The organism is Streptomyces olivochromogenes (genome assembly GCF_001514115.1).
GTDB classification, from domain to species: Bacteria; Actinomycetota; Actinomycetes; order Streptomycetales; family Streptomycetaceae; genus Streptomyces; species Streptomyces olivochromogenes.
The window spans coordinates 1-17,674 of the sequence record NZ_KQ948462.1 but is presented as its reverse complement, the minus strand read 5'-3'; the positions used below and the strand labels follow the sequence as shown (position 1 = coordinate 17,674).

At 69.2% G+C, this 17,674-nt stretch carries 9 protein-coding genes and 1 tRNA gene; 1 reads left to right on the top strand and 9 read right to left on the bottom strand.

The window, feature by feature from the left end; translation table 11 throughout:
* Positions 1-71 precede the first annotated feature (71 nt).
* From AQJ27_RS29215 to AQJ27_RS29185, 7 genes are all read right to left on the bottom strand, one after another.
* The gene (locus AQJ27_RS29215) at positions 72-617 is read right to left on the bottom strand and encodes a CinA family protein (RefSeq protein WP_067375145.1); all 546 of its coding nucleotides are present in this window, start codon (positions 615-617) and stop codon (positions 72-74) included.
* Positions 614-1,327 carry a CDP-diacylglycerol--glycerol-3-phosphate 3-phosphatidyltransferase gene (gene pgsA / locus AQJ27_RS29210; RefSeq protein WP_067375143.1) on the bottom strand — a complete coding sequence of 238 codons (714 nt, stop codon included), beginning with the start codon at positions 1,325-1,327 and terminating at the stop codon, positions 614-616. Before pgsA ends, AQJ27_RS29215 begins: the two co-directional genes overlap by 4 nt.
* Positions 1,324-2,811 carry a 30S ribosomal protein S12 methylthiotransferase RimO gene (gene rimO / locus AQJ27_RS29205; RefSeq protein WP_067375141.1) on the bottom strand — a complete coding sequence of 496 codons (1,488 nt, stop codon included), beginning with the start codon at positions 2,809-2,811 and terminating at the stop codon, positions 1,324-1,326. Before rimO ends, pgsA begins: the two co-directional genes overlap by 4 nt.
* A gap of 142 nt (positions 2,812-2,953) precedes the next feature.
* Positions 2,954-3,808 carry a helix-turn-helix domain-containing protein gene (locus AQJ27_RS29200; protein WP_067375139.1) on the bottom strand — a complete coding sequence of 285 codons (855 nt, stop codon included), beginning with the start codon at positions 3,806-3,808 and terminating at the stop codon, positions 2,954-2,956.
* Positions 3,809-4,121: 313 nt separating this feature from the next.
* Positions 4,122-6,860 carry a DNA translocase FtsK gene (locus AQJ27_RS29195; RefSeq protein WP_067375523.1) on the bottom strand — a complete coding sequence of 913 codons (2,739 nt, stop codon included), beginning with the start codon at positions 6,858-6,860 and terminating at the stop codon, positions 4,122-4,124.
* A gap of 124 nt (positions 6,861-6,984) precedes the next feature.
* Positions 6,985-7,668, bottom strand: coding sequence for a response regulator (locus tag AQJ27_RS29190; RefSeq protein WP_054228614.1), 684 nt, complete (start codon positions 7,666-7,668; stop codon positions 6,985-6,987).
* Positions 7,669-7,969: 301 nt separating this feature from the next.
* A complete protein-coding gene (locus AQJ27_RS29185; protein WP_096240082.1) occupies positions 7,970-13,465 on the bottom strand; it encodes a HAMP domain-containing protein in 5,496 nt (1,831 codons plus the stop codon).
* Between the two features lie 422 nt (positions 13,466-13,887).
* On the opposite strand from AQJ27_RS29185, the gene AQJ27_RS29180 reads away from it, so the two are divergent.
* Positions 13,888-16,635, top strand: coding sequence for a SpoIIE family protein phosphatase (locus tag AQJ27_RS29180; protein ID WP_079065337.1), 2,748 nt, complete (start codon positions 13,888-13,890; stop codon positions 16,633-16,635).
* Positions 16,636-16,737: 102 nt separating this feature from the next.
* Here AQJ27_RS29180 and AQJ27_RS29175 read toward each other — a convergent pair.
* Together AQJ27_RS29175 and AQJ27_RS29170 are read right to left on the bottom strand one after the other, a co-directional pair.
* Positions 16,738-16,813: transfer RNA gene (locus AQJ27_RS29175), tRNA-Thr, on the bottom strand.
* Positions 16,814-16,897: 84 nt separating this feature from the next.
* Positions 16,898-17,560, bottom strand: a complete 663-nt coding sequence (locus tag AQJ27_RS29170; protein WP_067375133.1) for a DegT/DnrJ/EryC1/StrS family aminotransferase — start codon at positions 17,558-17,560, stop codon at positions 16,898-16,900.
* Positions 17,561-17,674: the final 114 nt, after the last annotated feature.

Genomic DNA, 17,674 nt, shown 5'->3' with positions numbered 1-17,674 from the left:
ACGCCCCACCGTACCGCCTTGCGCCGCGGCCGTGCGGGGAGCGATGTCGTGTTCACTCAGGGCTGCAAACATCAAAACCCCCCGTTCTGTTCCGTATCCTGTGCCCGCTCATTCCCGGTCTGTTCGCCCGCCAGCTCCTTCAGGAGCAGTGCGAGTACGCTCCGTACACTCTCCATACGGATTTCCGCCCGGTCGCCGTTCAACCGCAGCGGTACCACTTTCCCGCCGCCGGCAGCATGAAAAGATGCTCGGGACGGCCCGTCGACGGCCACGAAAACCGTCCCCACCGGCTGCCCGTCCTGGGGTTCGGGTCCCGCGACACCGGTGGTCGCGATCCCCCAGTCCGCGCCGAGCGCCTTGCGCACACCGGCCGCCATCTGGGCCGCGACCTGCGGATCCACCGCACCACGCTCGGCCAACAGAGTGACGTCGACACCCAGCAGTTGGTGCTTGAGTTCGGTGGCGTACGCCGTCACGGAGCCGCGGAAGGCCTGGGAGGCCCCGGGCGTTGCGGTGATCTCCGCCGCCACCAGACCACCGGTCAGCGACTCGGCGACGGCGAGCGTCTCGCCCCTCACCGTGAGTAGTCGCAGCACTTCGGCGGCCGTAGAACTCACCGCTCCGCCTCCTCGGCCGCCGCCTGCCGCTCGGCGATCCCGCTCCTGCGCAGCACAATGGCCTGTCTCACGTAGTCGAGCCCGGTGACCACGGTCAGGACGACCGCCACGGCCATCACCCAGAATCTCAGGGTGGCCAGCGGCCCCGTCAGCGCCAGCACGTACATCCCGACCGCGGTGCCCTGTGCGAGGGTCTTCAGCTTGCCGCCGCGACTGGCCGGAATGACCCCGTAGCGGATCACCAGGAAGCGCATCAGGGTGATCCCGAGCTCGCGCCCGAGGATCACTCCCGTCACCCACCACGGCAGATCACCGAGGTAGGACAGGCAGACCAGCGCCGCGCCCATGATCGCCTTGTCGGCGATGGGGTCGGCGATCTTCCCGAAGTCGGTGACCAGGTCGTACGTGCGCGCCAGGTGCCCGTCGAAGATGTCGGTGATCATGGCGACGGCGAAGGCCGCCCACGCCCAGGCACGCCACGCGGGGTCGTACCCGCCGTCGGCCAGCATCAGCGCCACGAAGCCCGGCACCAGGACGAGCCGGATCATGGTCAGGATGTTCGCGATGTTCCAGAGGCTGGCCTGATTGACGGCCACAGCGCCCAGCTTCCCGCCCCGCGCCGGCTTGGAGCCCCCGGGAACGCCGGGAGCGCCCGCCGCGCCGTTCGCGCCGGAGGAGCCGCCCGCCGCGGACGCCGGGGCTCCGGTCATCTGGCCGCCTCCTCAGTACACGGGAGCGAGCCCAGGAGCGGCTCGGCCACCAGGTCGACACCTTCCGTACCGACCACCTTGGCCTCGACGATACGGCCCACCGTCAGACCTTCGCCGCTCGTGAACTGCACCTGACCGTCGGTCTCGGGCGCCTGGTGGGCGGCACGGCCGACCGCGCCCCACTCCTCGCCGTCGACGGAGCCGACCGACTCGACGAGCACGTGGACGGTCTCACCGACGCGCTCCTCGGCGCGCTGCGCGACCAGCTCCTCGGCGAGCCGGGACACGCGCGCGAGGCGCTCGTCGACCACGTCCTGGTCGAGCTTGTTCTCGTACGTCGCCGCCTCCGTGCCGTCCTCGTCGGAGTACCCGAAGACGCCGATGGCGTCGAGGCGTGCACCCGTGAGGAAGCGCTCCAGCTCCGCGAGGTCGGCCTCGGTCTCGCCGGGGAAGCCCACGATGAAGTTGGACCGCACGCCGGCCTGCGGGGCCTTGGAGCGGATGGTGTCGAGCAGCTCCAGGAAGCGGTCCGTGTCGCCGAAGCGCCGCATCGCGCGCAGCACGTCGGGCGCGGAGTGCTGGAAGGACAGGTCGAAGTAGGGCGCGATGTTCGGCGTGGAGGTCAGCACGTCGATGAGCCCGGGGCGCATCTCGGCGGGCTGGAGGTAGCTCACGCGCACGCGCTCGATGCCGTCGATCTCGGCGAGCTCCGGCAGCATCGTCTCCAGGAGACGGATGTCGCCCAGGTCCTTGCCGTACGAGGTGTTGTTCTCGGAGACCAGCATGACCTCCTTGACGCCCTGCTCGGCCAGCCAGCGGGTCTCGTTCAGCACGTCGCTGGGGCGGCGCGAGATGAAGGAGCCGCGGAAGGACGGGATGGCGCAGAACGAGCAGCGCCGGTCGCAGCCGGAGGCGAGCTTCACCGAGGCCACCGGGGAGCCGTCCAGACGGCGGCGCAGGGGCGCACGCGGGCCGGAGACCGGGGCGACGCCCTCCGGGAGGTCCGAGGGGGCGCCATGGCCGGGAAGGGCCACCTCCTCGCCCGCGCTCTGCCGCTCGGCGGGGCTGATCGGCAGCAGCTTGCGCCGGTCACGGGGGGTGTGGGAGGCGTGGATGCCGCCGTTCAGGATGGTCTGGAGGCGGTCCGAGATGTCCGCGTAGTCATCGAAGCCGAGCACGCCGTCGGCCTCGGGGAGGGCCTCGGCGAGCTCCTTGCCGTACCGCTCGGCCATGCAGCCCACCGCCACGACGGCCTGGGTTCTGCCATGCCCCTTGAGGTCATTGGCTTCCAGCAGGGCGTCGACGGAGTCCTTCTTGGCGGCTTCGACGAAGCCACAGGTGTTGACGACGGCGACGTCCGCTTCTTCGGCGTCCTCCACGAGTTGCCAGCCGTCCGCCTCCAAGCGGCCTGCGAGCTCCTCCGAGTCCACCTCGTTACGGGCGCAGCCAAGGGTGACGAGTGCGACGGTACGGCGTTCAGGCATGGGCTCAAGACTACTTTGTCTCACTGACAGCCCACGTCGACGGGGTTGGCCGATCTTGGCCAACCCCGTACCCGCCTGTGCGGTGAGCCCTTTGTGCGCCCTCTTCGTGAGCCCGTGGTGCGATCCTCACGGCCGTCCGAAGTCATCCGACGACGGGGTCGCCCTTCGTGTACGTCAGTCGCTCGACCTGGCCGGGCTGGAACTGGTCGTCGATCTTCTTGCCGTTCACGTACAGCTTGATGGCGCCCGCGTCGCCGAGGACGAGGTCGATCTTCGTCTTGTCCTGGAAGGTCTTGGACTCACCCTGCTTGAGCAGACCGTCGAAGAGCAGCCGGCCGTTGTGGTCCTTGGCGGAGATCCAGCTGCGCCCGTCGGGGGCGCTCACCTGGACGGTCACCTTGTCCTGCGGGGCCGCCGCGATGGCGCTGTCGGTGGGGTCGGGCTTCGGGTCGGCGGGCTTGCTGATCTTGGGGCTGGCCGAGGTGGTGGACGTACTGGCGGTCGGTGTGGAGCCCTCGGCGACCGACGACTTCGCGTCGCTCCCACCGCTGCCCTTGACCACGGTGAACCCGACGAAGCCGATCACGGCGACGATCGCCGCGACCATGGCGGCGGTCCAGTTCGGCCCGCGGCGCTCGGGACGGATACGTTCCGCCTCGAACATCGGGGCGGCGGGGGTGGGCGCGGGTCGCCCGCCGTGTTCGGCGTCGTAGCGGGCGAGCAGCGGGGCCGGGTCGGTGTGCACGGCCCGGGCCAGCGTCCGGATGTGGCCGCGCGCGTACACGTCTCCGCCGCAGGGGGCGAAGTCGTCCTGTTCGATCGCGTGCACGATGGCGATACGGACCCGGGTGGCGTTGCTGACGTCGTCAACGGTCAGTCCTGCCTCGATGCGGGCCTGCCGCAGGGCACGACCGACCGAGAGGCCTTCTTCGCGATGCTCTTCGAACGGGCGCTCGTCTTCGGGGGAGTTGCCGTCAGGGAAGTTGCCGATGGACACGGGGGCGCCTTTCGAGCGTGTAGCCACCTGTGCTGGAGGTTCAGTTTAGGGGGGGTGAGAAAGGGTGGGGCAACCGGGCGGTGGGACTTTGTACGCCATCAGAATGGCCGGTCATCCTGATGTTGGGACAGGGACCTGTCCCCTCGCTCAACTTGACGTACGACGAAGGGAAACGGTTGCCCGTCTTTCCCTTACGGGTGAGTCACGTTCGAATATCCACATGTCACGGAGCGAACCGTCCGCGCCATGACCGCGCCGCCGAGATCTCACCCGTACGGTGACCGACCTGTCCTGTTTTCCTCCGCCAAAAGCTCTACGCTTCAGCTTCCCCACGAATCACGGCGAGCACTCCATCCAGCTCGTCCGCCTTCACAAGAACGTCGCGCGCCTTGGAGCCCTCGCTGGGCCCGACGATGCCGCGGGACTCCATGAGGTCCATCAGCCGCCCGGCCTTGGCGAAGCCGACCCGCAGCTTGCGCTGGAGCATCGAGGTGGACCCGAACTGCGAGGTGACGACCAGTTCGGCGGCGGCGCACAGCAGGTCGAGGTCGTCGCCGATGTCCTCGTCGATCTCCTTCTTCTGCTTGGTGCCCACGGTGACGTCGTCCCGGAAGACCGGCGCCATCTGGTCCTTGCAGTGCTGCACGATGGCCGCGACCTCGTCCTCGGTGACGAAGGCACCCTGCATACGGGTGGGCTTGTTGGCCCCCATCGGCAGGAAGAGCCCGTCGCCCTTGCCGATCAGCTTCTCGGCACCCGGCTGGTCGAGGATGACGCGCGAGTCCGCCAGCGACGACGTGGCGAAGGCGAGCCGGGACGGCACGTTCGCCTTGATCAGACCGGTGACGACGTCCACGGACGGCCGCTGGGTGGCGAGCACCAGGTGGATGCCGGCCGCACGCGCGAGCTGCGTGATGCGCACGATCGCGTCCTCGACGTCGCGCGGGGCGACCATCATCAGGTCGGCGAGCTCGTCGACGATCACCAGCAGATACGGGTACGGCGTCAGCTCGCGCTCGCTGCCCTCGGGCAGCTTCACCTTGCCGTTCCTGATGGCCTCGTTGAAGTCGTCGATGTGCCGGTAGCCGAACGCCGCGAGGTCGTCGTAGCGCAGATCCATCTCCCGTACGACCCACTGCAGCGCCTCGGCGGCCCGCTTCGGGTTGGTGATGATCGGCGTGATCAGGTGCGGGATGCCCTCGTACGCGGTCAGCTCGACCCGCTTGGGGTCGACGAGGACCATCCGGACGTCCTCGGGGGTCGCCCGGACCATGACGGACGTAATCAGGCAGTTAATGCACGAGGATTTACCGGAACCGGTGGCTCCGGCGACGAGCATGTGCGGCATCTTCGCCAGGTTGGCCATCACATAGCCGCCCTCGACGTCCTTGCCGAGCGCGACCAGCATCGGGTGGTCGTCCTCGGCCGCGTCCGCGAGGCGCAGCACGTCACCGAGGTTGACCATCTCGCGGTCGGTGTTGGGAATCTCGATGCCGACCGCCGACTTGCCGGGGATCGGACTGATGATCCGCACGTCGGGGCTCGCGACGGCGTACGCGATGTTCTTGGTGAGCGCCGTGATCCGCTCGACCTTCACGGCGGGGCCGAGCTCGACCTCGTAGCGCGTGACCGTCGGACCACGCGTGAAGCCGGTGACGGCGGCGTCGACCTTGAACTCCATGAAGACGTTCTGGAGCGAGGCGACCACGGCGTCATTGGCGGCGCTGCGCGTCTTGCCGGGCCCGCCGCGCTCCAGGAGGTCGAGCGACGGCAGGGAGTAGGTGATGTCGCCGGACAGTTGGAGCTGCTCCGCGCGCGGGGGCAGGTCACGGGGCGCGTCGGGAGCGGACTTGGTGAGGTCGGGCACGACGGACTCGACGGCCAGGGCCTCCTGCTTGGGCCGCTTGGCGCCCGGGACGAGCCGGGCGCGCGCGGCCGGCACCGGGGTCGTCTCCTCGTAGCCGTCACGCTCCGCCGTGACGCCCTGCGTCAGATCGGCGACCAGCGGGGAGGGCGGCATCCCGTGCAGCACGGCGCCGTCGAGCGCGGCGGCGGCGGCCGCGGCGACGTCCACCGCGTCCATGGGCCGGTTCATGTCGGGCTGCTGCGCACCGGGCCGTCGGGGACGGCCGCGGCGCTTGGTGAGCGCCTCCTCCTCGGCGCTCTCCGCGTCGTATCCCTCAGGGGCGCGTGAACGCCGCCGGGAGCGGGCGGGAAGCGCCTCACGCCACTGCTCGTCGTAGCGCTCGTCGTCCTCGCCGAAGGCGTCCTCTTCGGGGTCGGCCTGGACGACGCCCAGCCTCTGCCCGAGCAGCCTCAGCCGCTGCGGGATCGCGTTGACGGGGGTCGCCGTGACGACCAGCAGGCCGAAGATCGTGAGCAGCACGAGCAGCGGCACCGCGAGGACGTCGCCCATCATGTACGTCAGCGGCGTCGACGCCCCCCAGCCGATGAGCCCGCCCGCGTCCCTTATCGCCTGCATGCCTTCGCTGCGCGCGGGCGCCCCGCAGGCGATGTGGACCTGGCCGAGCACGCCGATGACGAGCGCGGACAGGCCGATCACGATGCGCCCGTTGGCCTCCGGCTTCTCGGGATGCAGGATGAAGCGGGCGGCGATGACCGCGAGCAGTATCGGCACCAGCAGGTCGAGGCGGCCGAAGGCACCCGTCACCAGCATCTCGACGAGGTCGCCGACGGGACCGTGCAGGTTGGACCACGTGCCCGCCGCGACGATCAGCGCGATCCCGATCAGCAGCAGCGCGAGCCCGTCCTTGCGATGCGCCGGGTCGAGCCCCTTCGCGCCCCGTCCTATGCCGCGGAACATCGCACCGACGGCGTGCGCGAGGCCCAGCCACACGGCGCGTACGAGCTTGTACACGCCCGCGGTGGGGTTGGGCGCCGACGCGGGTGGGGCCTTCTTCGCCGCGACCTTCTTGGCGGGCGCCTTCTTGGCGGCTGCCTTTTTCGCGGGGGCCTTCTTCGCCGGAGCCTTCGTCGGAGCGGCCGCCTTCTTCGCGGGCGGCTTCTTGGCTGCGGACTGACGTGAGGCCATGAGTGTGAGGTTACCGGTGGAGACGACAGCGGACACGTGTGCCTACTGCTTCACCCGTTCGTGTCGCCCGCACCAGGGACCAGAACTGACGCGCGCTCACCGCGAACGACGGCCTCCTCGGAGGTCAGTTCTGCGACGGCACCGACGGTGCGCCGCTTCCCGTGCCCGGCTCCAACGCGTCCAGCGCCCGGCGCAGTCCCGTGAGTTTGCGTTCGAGATGGGCCGCGGTCGCCACCGCCGCCGCGTCCGCCGAGTCGTCGTCGAGCTGTTTGGACAGCGCCTCGGCCTGCTCCTCAACGGCCGCGAGCCGCGCGGAGAGTTCGGCGAGGAGACCGGCCGGCTCCTTGGCCGAGCCGAGAGCCGTCTTGCCGCCGCCCTCCAGCTGCAGCCGCAGCAGCGCGGCCTGCTCGCGCAGTTGGCAGTTCTTCATGTAGAGCTCGACGAAGACCGAGACCTTCGCACGCAGCACCCATGGGTCGAACGGCTTGGAGATGTAGTCCACCGCACCCGCCGCGTACCCCCGGAAGGTGTGGTGCGGGCCGTGGTTGATCGCCGTGAGAAAGATGATCGGGATGTCCCGGGTCCGCTCTCGCCGCTTGATGTGCGCCGCGGTTTCGAAACCGTCCATTCCAGGCATCTGGACGTCCAGCAGAATGACCGCGAAGTCGTCGGTCAGCAGCGCTTTGAGCGCTTCCTCTCCGGACGATGCCCGTACCAGTGTCTGATCGAGCGCGGAGAGGATCGCCTCCAGCGCCAGCAGATTCTCCGGCCGGTCATCGACCAGAAGGATCTTGGCCTTCTGCACCATGGCCCGCCCTCCTCGCCCCGGCAGTGCACCGGGCGCCGCCCCAGAGGACGACTCCCTTGCGTCGCCCGTCCTTGTGCCGGTCATGGTAGCCGCACCCCGCCTGTCGCCACACCCTGTCACCGCGATGTCACTGTGCACGTAGCAGAAACGTAGCGGGAGACCAGAAGGTTCCCCGAATCCCGCACTTCTACACGGCTTCGGCCACCGTCAGTTATACGACGTCGGGCGCCCCGCGCCGCCGACTCGGCGCGCACAGCCCGGCTTCCCGGCCGCCGACACCACCCGGCGACACCCATCCCGCTCACTCCTCGCGCATCCACTGCTCCATCACGGAGAGCAGATGGTCGGGATCGACCGGCTTGGTGACGTAGTCGGACGCGCCGGACTCGATGGCCTTCTCCCGGTCGCCCTTCATCGCCTTCGCCGTGAGCGCGATGATCGGCAGCCCGGCGAACTGCGGCATCCGGCGAATCGCCGTCGTCGTGGCGTAGCCGTCCATCTCGGGCATCATGATGTCCATCAGGACGACCGTCACGTCGTCGTGCTGCTCCAGCACCTCGATGCCCTCACGGCCGTTCTCGGCGTACAGCACCGACAGGCCGTGCTGCTCCAGGACGCTGGTGAGCGCGAACACGTTGCGGATGTCGTCGTCGACGATCAGCACCTTCTCGCCCTCGAACCGGATGCCTCGGCGCGGCTGCGGCGCCACCTCCTGCTGTCCTCCGGCCGCCCACTGCTCCTGAGCGGCACCCGCGACCCCGTTCGGCCCCGGCAGCCCCGGGCGCTGCTCGGTCGCGGGCAGCGCCCTGCGGCGCCGCCTGAAGAGCGCGGCGGGCCCGTTCTGCGTCTCCTGGTACGACTTCACCTCGGCCGGCGTCTCGATGCCGACCCCGGACAGCTCCGCCTCCGAGGCGAGCAACTCAACAGCTTCCAGGGCGGGCGCGAGCTGCCCGTAGCCCTGCGGGGGCAGTTCGCTCGGGTGCAGCGGCAAATACAGCGTGAACGTCGAACCGCGTCCCGGCTCGCTCTGGGCGTGGATCTCACCGCCCAGCAGACGCGCGATCTCCCGCGAGATGGACAGCCCCAGACCCGTACCGCCGTACTTCCTGCTCGTCGTGCCGTCCGCCTGCTTGAAGGCCTCGAAAATCACCCGCATCTTGCTGGCGGCGATCCCGATGCCGGTGTCGGTCACCGAGAACGCGATCAGACCGTCGTCCGCGTCCCGCAGCGAACCCGCCTCCAGGAGCTGCTCCCGGATCGCCACCGGGACATCCGCGCCGGCGGGCCGGATCACCAATTCGACCGCTCCGGAGTCGGTGAACTTCACCGCGTTGGAGAGCAGGTTGCGCAGCACCTGAAGGAGGCGCTGCTCGTCGGTGTGCAGCGTGGCCGGCAGTTCCGGCGACACCCGGACGGAGAAGTCGAGGCCCTTCTCCGCGGTCAGCGGACGGAAAGTGGCCTCTACGTAGTCGACGAGTTGGACCAGCGCGATGCGAGTCGGCGACACGTCCATCTTGCCCGCCTCGACCTTCGACAGATCGAGGATGTCGTTGATCAGCTGAAGCAGGTCGGAACCCGCTCCATGGATCGTTTCCGCGAACTCGACCTGCTTGGGCGTCAGGTTCGACTCGGCGTTGTCGGCGAGCAACTTCGCGAGGATCAGAAGGGAGTTGAGCGGCGTCCGCAGCTCGTGCGACATGTTCGCCAGGAACTCGCTCTTGTAGCGCATGGAGACCGCGAGCTGCTCGGCACGCTCCTCCAGGACCTGCCGCGCCTCCTCGATCTCGGTGTTCTTGACCTCGATGTCGCGGTTCTGCTGGGCGAGCTGTTCCGCCTTCTCCTCCAGCTGGGCGTTGGACTCCTGGAGTGCCTTCTGGCGGCTCTCCAACTCGGCCGACCGCTCCTGGAGTTGCTCGGTCAGCTCCTGCGACTGCTTCAGCAGCACCTCCGTCTTGGTGTTGACGGAGATCGTGTTGACGCTCGTCGCGATCATCTCGGCGATCTGGTTCAGGAAGTCCTTCTGGATCTGCGTGAACGGCGTGAAGGACGCCAGCTCGATCACACCCAGGACGGTCCCCTCGAAGAGCACCGGAAGCACGATCACCTGCGCCGGGGGCGCCTCGCCCAGCCCGGACGAGATCTTCAGGTAGCCGCTCGGCGCGTTCTCCACCAGGATCGTGCGCTTCTCCTGGGCGGCCGTCCCGATCAGCGCCTCACCGGGCCGGAACGACGTCGGCATGGAGCCCATCGAGTAGCCGTACGAGCCGAGCATGCGCAGCTCGTACGCGTCCTCGTCGTTGCCCGCCTCCTTGCCGTCGACCAGCGGCATGGAGAGGAAGAACGCACCGTGCTGCGCCGAGACCACCGGCGTCAGCTCACTCATGATCAGCGAGGCCACGTCGTCGAGGTCGCGGCGCCCCTGCATCAGCGCGGAGATACGGGCGAGGTTGCCCTTGAGCCAGTCCTGCTCCTTGTTGGCGATGGTGGTGTCGCGCAGGTTGGCGATCATCTTGTTGATGTAGTCCTGAAGTTCCTGGATCTCGCCCGAGGCGTCCACGTCGATCTTCAGGTTCAGGTCGCCGCGGGTCACCGCGGTCGCCACGCGCGCGATGGCACGCACCTGCCGGGTCAGGTTCCCGGCCATCTCGTTCACCGACTCGGTGAGGTCGCGCCAGGTCCCGTCGACGTCACGCACGCGTGCCTGGCCGCCCAGTTGCCCCTCGGTACCCACCTCGCGGGCGACTCGGGTGACCTCCTCGGCGAAGGACGACAACTGGTCGACCATCGTGTTGATGGTGGTCTTCAGCTCCAGGATCTCGCCGCGCGCATCGATGTCGATCTTCTTGGTGAGGTCGCCCTTGGCGATGGCCGTCGTCACCATGGCGATGTTGCGCACCTGGCCGGTCAGGTTGGACGCCATCCCGTTCACGGACTCGGTGAGGTCCTTCCACGTACCGGCGACACCCGGGACGTGCGCCTGCCCGCCGAGGATGCCGTCCGTACCCACCTCGCGGGCCACCTTGGTGACCTGGTCGGCGAACGAACTCAGCGTCTTCACCATGGTGTTGAAGGTGTCGGCGAGCTGCGCGACCTCGCCGCGCGCCTCGATCGTCACCGTACGGGTCAGATCGCCGTTGGCGACGGCCGCGGCGACCTGGGAGATGTTGCGCACCTGAACGGTCAGGTTGTTGGCCATCAGGTTGACGTTGTCGGTGAGGTCCTTCCAGATGCCCGTGACGCCCGACGCGTGCGCCTGACCGCCCAGAATGCCCTCGGTGCCCACCTCGCGGGCCACCCGGGTCACCTGCTCGGCGAAGGACGACAGCTGGTCCACCATCGTGTTCACGGTGGTGACGAGTTCGAGGATCTCGCCCTTGGCGTCGACGGTGATCTTCTTCGACAGGTCGCCCATGGCGACCGCCGTCGTGACCTCGGCGATGTTACGGACCTGGATGGTCAGGTTGTTCGCCATGAAGTTCACGGACTGCGTGAGGTCCTTCCAGGTACCGGAGACGCCCTGCACCTCGGCCTGCCCGCCGAGCATGCCCTCCGTGCCCACCTCGCGGGCCACCCGCGTCACCTGCTCGGCGAAGTTCGAGAGCTGGTCCACCATCGTGTTGAGGGTGTTCTTCAGCTCCAGGATCTCGCCGCGCGCGTCCACGTCGATCTTCTGCGACAGGTCACCCCGGGCCACCGCGGTCGCGACCTGCGCGATGTTGCGCACCTGAGCGGTGAGGTTGCCCGCCATGCCGTTCACGGAGTCCGTCAGGTCGCGCCACACACCGGCGACGCCGGGCACCTGCGCCTGACCGCCCAGGCGGCCCTCCGTACCCACCTCACGGGCCACCCGCGTCACCTGGTCCGCGAAGGCGGAGAGCTGGTCCACCATCGTGTTGATGGTGTTCTTCAGCTCCAGGATCTCGCCGCGCGCGTCCACGTCGATCTTCTGCGACAGGTCACCCCGCGCCACCGCCGTGGTGACCTGGGCGATCTGCCGTACCTGCGAGGTCAGATTCCCCGCCATGAAGTTGACGGAGTCGGTGAGTTCCTTCCACGTACCGGACACGCCGTCCACGCGGGCCTGACCGCCGAGGCGGCCCTCCGTGCCCACGTCCCGGGCCATCCGCGTCACCTGGTCGGCGAACGAGGACAGCTGGTCGACCATCGTGTTGACGGTGTTCTTCAGCTGGAGCATCTCTCCGGAGACGTCGACCGTCACCTTCTGAGACAGGTCACCGTTCGCGACCGCCGTCGTCACCTGCGCGATGTTGCGGACCTGACCCGTCAGGTTCCGGAACGCCGTGTTGACGGAGTCGGTGAGGTCCTTCCACGTACCGGCCACGCCCGGCACCTGCGCCTGGCCGCCCAGTTCACCCTCGACACCGACCTCGCGCGCCACGCGCGTGACCTCGACACCGAACGACGACAGCTGGTCGACCATCGTGTTGACGGTGTTCTTCAGCTCCAGCATCTCGCCGGCCACGTCGACGGTGACCTTCTGCGACAGGTCACCGTTGGCCACCGCCGTCGTCACCGCGGCGATGTCCCGCACCTGGGTCGTGAGGTTGCGGAAGACCGTGTTGACGGAGTCCGTCAGGTCCTTCCACGTCCCCGCCGCGCCCGGCACGTTCGCCTGACCGCCGAGCCGCCCCTCGCCACCGACCTCGTTGGCCACACGCGTGACCTCGTCCGCGAACGTCCGCAGCGTCTCGGTCATCTGGTTGATCGTCTCGGCGAGCTGCGCGACCTCGCCGCGCGCGGAAACGGTCACCTTCTGCGACAGGTCACCGCTCGCGACCGCCGTCGTCACCTGCGCGATCCCGCGCACCTGGGCCGTGAGGTTGCCGGCCATCAGGTTCACCGAATCGGTGAGGTCCTTCCACACACCGGCCACACCGGGCACCTGCGCCTGGCCGCCGAGCTCGCCCTCGGTGCCCACCTCGCGGGCGACGCGCGTCACCTCGGAGGAGAACGACGACAGCTGGTCCACCATCGTGTTGACGGTGTTCTTCAGCTCCAGCATCTCGCCGGCCACATGAACCGTGACCTTCCGGGACAAGTCGCCCTTCGCGACCGCCGTCGTCACGAGAGCGATGTCACGTACCTGAGCCGTCAGCCGGTACGCCATGGTGTTGACCGAATCCGTGAGGTCCTTCCACGAACCGGACATTCCGCGCACCCGGGCCTGCCCGCCCAGCTTGCCCTCGGTGCCCACCTCACTGGCCACCCGCGTGACCTCGTCGGTGAACGTCGACAGCTGGTCGACCAGGTTGTTGACCGTCCGTCCGACCTTCAGGAACTCCCCGCGCAGCGGATGCCCGTTGCCGTCCGCCGCCTGCGCGCGCAGCTCCATACGCGGCGACAGATCGCCCTCCGCCACCGCGGACAGCACCCGGCCGACCTCGGAGACCGGCCGTACGAGGTCGTCGACGAGCGCGTTCGACGCGTCGATCGCGGCACCCCAGGACCCCTCACAGGCGCCCGACTCCAGCCGCTCCGTGAGCTTTCCCTCACGCCCGACCACCCGCCGCACCCGCGACAGCTCACCCGTCAGATGCAGATTCCGGTCCGCCACCTCGTTGAAGACAGCCGCGATCTCCGACATCACGCCGTCACCGGAGACCGTGAGGCGCTTGCGGAAATTGCCGTCCCGCATCGACACCAGCGCCGTCAGCAGCCTGTTCAGGGCAGCCGTATCCACCTCGGTGGTGCCATTGCGTGGTGTGCGCCGGTTGTTCAGGGACTGTCCGTCTTCCGCGCGCGTCTTACCGCCCCGCGTCGCTGCGCCAGACTCCACTGTGTCCCTCCCGCAAGGGTCGACCATTACTGCTCGGCGTACTCGGGTACTGCTTGCTCGGGTACTACTGCTCGTGCTCAGGTACTACTTGCTCGGCGAACCGGCAGGCACTCGGCCTGTCCGACCTTCTCACTGGAGCTTGCCCAGTGTTTCACCCCGGCTGAACCAGGCCATAACAGTTCGGCAGCTTCGCACATCGTCCGCACACCGCCCGGAGGCGGGCACAGCCTCGTCAGGACGGAAACACAGGCACCTGTCCGAACGGAAACTCTGCCCCTCTCCCGACGGAAACACTGGTGACCGGCATCCGCATGGACGGCGAAGGTAAGTAACCTGGCATGCGGCTGTCCAGCCACACCGGTTTGTCCGGCCTGGGCGGTGGCAGAAGAACGAGCGGGCAGGCATCGGAGGGGCACCGCACCATGACCACCGGACTGCATCCTGGGGGACAGCCCCAGGATCCTCGGCCGACGGGGAACCAGGCACTGCCCCAGCAGGAGCGGGTCGGCCACGGAATCCCGCACGCCGACAACCGGACAAGGAGTGCTGTGATCACCGCGCGCGCGGCCGCCAGTTTCGATCCCGTCGGGCGATCGGTCGCGACCGCCAGATCCTTCGTCCGTGACACCCTCCAGGGCTGGGGCTTCGCCGACATCGTCGACGACGCGGTGGTCCTGACCAGCGAACTCGTCACCAACGCTGTCGTGCATGCGGGCACCTCCGCGGACGTCCTGTGTCTGCGCAGCGACGAAGGCGTACGCATCGAGGTGGCGGACCGCTACCCGGAACGTGAGATTCCACTCCAGGCGACGGCTGTGAACATGGGCAGCCCCGACCGCGAGGGCGGACGCGGACTCCAGTTGTGCGCCGCCCTGGCCGGCCGCTGGGGCGTCGACTACTCCCCCACGCACAAGCAGGTCTGGTTCCATCTCGACCTCCCCGATCGCCCGGTCGGCACCCGCACCGCGGGCCCCGCCCTCCCCGCCGACCTCCTTCCGCTCGCCGACGGCCGCGTCCGCGTCGCGGTGATCCAGATCGACCGCGTCGGCGCCATCTCGGCCTGGAACGAGGACGCGGAGGACCTCTTCGGGTACGCCGCCGAGCAGGTCATCGGCAAGCCCCTCACCGACCTCGCGGCCTGGCCGCACACCCCGGGCACCAGCACCGGCATCGTCGAGGCCCTCCAACTCTCGCGCTGGGAGGGCACCTACGGGCTCCGGGGCGCGAGCGGCCGCGTGACCCCGGTCTACGCCTCCCACCTCCGCGTCCGCGACACCGGCGGCGAACCCTCCACGGTCTGCCTCCTCGTACGCGACCACGAACGCGCCGTCCTGCAGACCCCGCTGCGGGCGTCGGCCACCGACACGACGACCAGCTCCGAGGGCCAGGCCACGGACCCCTTCGAGGTCTTCATCGGCTCCCCCGCCCCGGACGACCTCGACGGCCTCCTCCAGCGCACGGTGGAGCGCGCCCGCGACATGCTCGACGGAGACTCCGCCTTCCTGCTCCTTGCGACCGACGACGAGACGGAGTTGGAGGTACGGGCCTCGACGGGCCTGCCCTCCGCCCGCCAGCGCTTCGCGCGCGTCCCCGTAGAGGCGGGCCCCGGCCGCTACGGCTCGGCCCGAATGCCCGCCGTCCACGAGGACCTGACGGTCGTCCCCGGCGCCGTACCGCTGCTGGCCGGCACCGGCATGCGCTCGGTCGTCACGGTCCCGCTGAAGGTCGAGGGCCGCCTCACCGGCTCCCTCGGTGTCGCGGCCGAGGGACCCGCCCGCTACTCCAACGAGGAGGCGCTGCGCCTCCAGTTCGCCGCCGACCGCATCGCGCTCGCGGTGGAATCGGCCCGCCTGGGCGAGCTGGAACGCCTGCGCCGCGGCTCGCTGAGCTTCCTCGTCGAGGCCTCCGACCTCCTCGCCGGCACCCTGGACCGCGACCAGACCCTCGCCCTCATGGCCCAGATGACGGTCCCGACCCTCGCCACCTGGTGCGCGGTCTACACGATCGCTGACCAGGCCTCGGACCCGTACCTCTCGTACGTCCTGCACGAGGACGAGGAACGCATCGACGGTCTCAAGGCCCTGCTCTCGAAGATCGCCCCGCCGGACCCGGTCCCCACCCCAGGCGCCCGCGTCTGGGCGGCCCCGGGCGAGGCGGCCCACCAGGCGGCCCTGCGTACGTCCATGCGCAGCCTGGGCCTGGGCGCGCCCGCCTCGGTCACCTCCGGCATCGGTACGACCCTGGCGACGGCCGCGGCGGTCGGCGGCGAGACCGTCGTCCTGCCCCTGGTCGCCCGCAACCGCGTCATCGGCATGCTGACACTCGGCAAGCCGTCCGACGAACACTTCCGCCAGGAAATCCTGGAACTGGCCGAGGACCTGTCCCGCAGGGCCGCCCTGGCCCTCGACAACGCCCGCCTGTACTCGGAGCGCACGGCCATCAGCCAGTCCCTCCAGCGCAGCCTCCTGCCGCCCGACCTCCCGCACATCGACGGCGTCGAGGTCGAGGTCATCTACCGCGCGGCCGGCGAGGGCAACGAGGTCGGCGGCGACTTCTACGACCTCTTCCCGATCCGTGACGGCGTCTACGGCTTCGCCATCGGCGATGTCTGCGGTACGGGCCCGGAGGCGGCGGCGGTCACGGGCCTCGCCCGGCACGCCCTGCGCCTCCTGGCCCGCGAGGGCTTCGGTGGCCCGGCGGTCCTGGAGCGCCTGAACTCCGCGATCCTGGACGAGGGCGCCCGCAGCCGCTTCCTGACCCTGCTGTACGGCGAGTTGTGGCCCCAGGAGGACGGCAGCGCCATGCTGAAGGTGGTCTGCGCGGGCCACCCGCTCCCGCTCCGTCTGCGCCAGGACGGCACCGTGGAGGCGGCCGCCGAACCGCAGCCCCTCCTCGGTGTCATGGAGGACCTGGAGCTGTACGAGCAGACCATCACCCTCGACCCGGGCGACGTGCTGCTGTGTGTGACGGACGGCGTCACCGAACGTCGTGAGGGCACCCGCATGTTGGGCGACGACGGCCTCACGGACGTCCTCACCACGTGTACGGGCCTCACGGCGGGCGCGGTGGCCGCCCGCATCATGCGCGCGGTCGAGCGCTTCGCCTCCGACGCCCCGTCCGACGACATGGCGATTCTGGCGATGCGGGTGCCAGGCCTTCAGCGGGACTGAGACCGGACTCGGCTCCGGGGAGCACAGCTCCCCGCAGTCGCCTCCAGTTCACTCCAGGGCATGAGAAAGGCCCCCACCCGTAAGGGTGGAGGCCTCTTCTTCTGGAGCCCCCCAACGGAATCGAACCGTTGACCTTCTCCTTACCATGGAGACGCTCTGCCGACTGAGCTAGGGGGGCCAGTCGCCTTTTCGAGGTTTCCCTCGCGGCAACGAAATAGATCATACCCCGAACACGAGCGTGCTCCCAACCAGTCCCGTCGGATCAGAAGGCGGGCTGCAGCAATCCCCCGAGCGCATTGCACGCGGAGACGATCCGCTGCATCTCCCGCTTCGTCAACGACGCGTCCACGGGCAGCGCGAGGGTCTCGTCGGCGGCCCGCTCCGTCTCCGGGAGGTGCACGTCCCGACGGAACCCGGGCAGCCGGTGCACAGGCGTCTTCACCGGCACCCGGCACTCAACCCCCTTGGCCCGTACGGCCCGTGCGAAGGCGTCCCGGTCCGGCCGGCCATTGCCGGGCACGCGCACGACGTACTGCTGGTACGTGTGCCCGTCACCGCCGTCCGGCGTACGCACTCCGCTCAGCCGCCCGTCGAGATAGGCGGCCCGCTCCCTGCGCTGCGCGATCTCGTCGTACGGCGCCTCGGACTCGCCCAGTTCCAGCACCAGGAGCCCGTGTCGCTGCCCGACGTCCCGCAGGCGCACCATGTCGGCCGACCGACCGAAGCGGTGTACGACGACGACAGCGGTCGACCGCGGGGTCACGGCCGCCTCGACAGCGCCGGCGTCAAGGCAGTACGTCACCGGGTGTATGTCGGCGAAGACGGCCGACGCACCGACCTGGGTCACGGCCTCCGCGACCTCGATGTTCCCGAACGCCGGCACGATGACCTCGTCGCCGACTCCGACGCCCGCGGCCCTGAGCATTGCAGCAGTACCCATGCCGCGGATGCTTGTCGCGCAAAGTGAACGCAAAGTGTCGGACAACAAAAAAGAGCTGGTCCCCGAACCGAAGTTCGGGGACCAGCTCTTTTAATATGA

Excerpts from the sequence above, each read along its gene's own strand:
- rimO (WP_067375141.1), bottom strand. The coding sequence starts at position 2,811 with ATGCCTGAACGCCGTACCGTCGCACTCGTCACCCTTGGCTGCGCCCGT.
- AQJ27_RS29195 (WP_067375523.1), bottom strand. The coding sequence starts at position 6,860 with ATGGCCTCACGTCAGTCCGCAGCCAAGAAGCCGCCCGCGAAGAAGGCG.
- pgsA (WP_067375143.1), bottom strand. The coding sequence starts at position 1,327 with ATGACCGGAGCCCCGGCGTCCGCGGCGGGCGGCTCCTCCGGCGCGAAC.
- AQJ27_RS29180 (WP_079065337.1), top strand. The coding sequence starts at position 13,888 with ATGACCACCGGACTGCATCCTGGGGGACAGCCCCAGGATCCTCGGCCG.
- AQJ27_RS29170 (WP_067375133.1), bottom strand. The coding sequence starts at position 17,560 with ATGCTCAGGGCCGCGGGCGTCGGAGTCGGCGACGAGGTCATCGTGCCG.
- AQJ27_RS29190 (WP_054228614.1), bottom strand. The coding sequence starts at position 7,668 with ATGGTGCAGAAGGCCAAGATCCTTCTGGTCGATGACCGGCCGGAGAAT.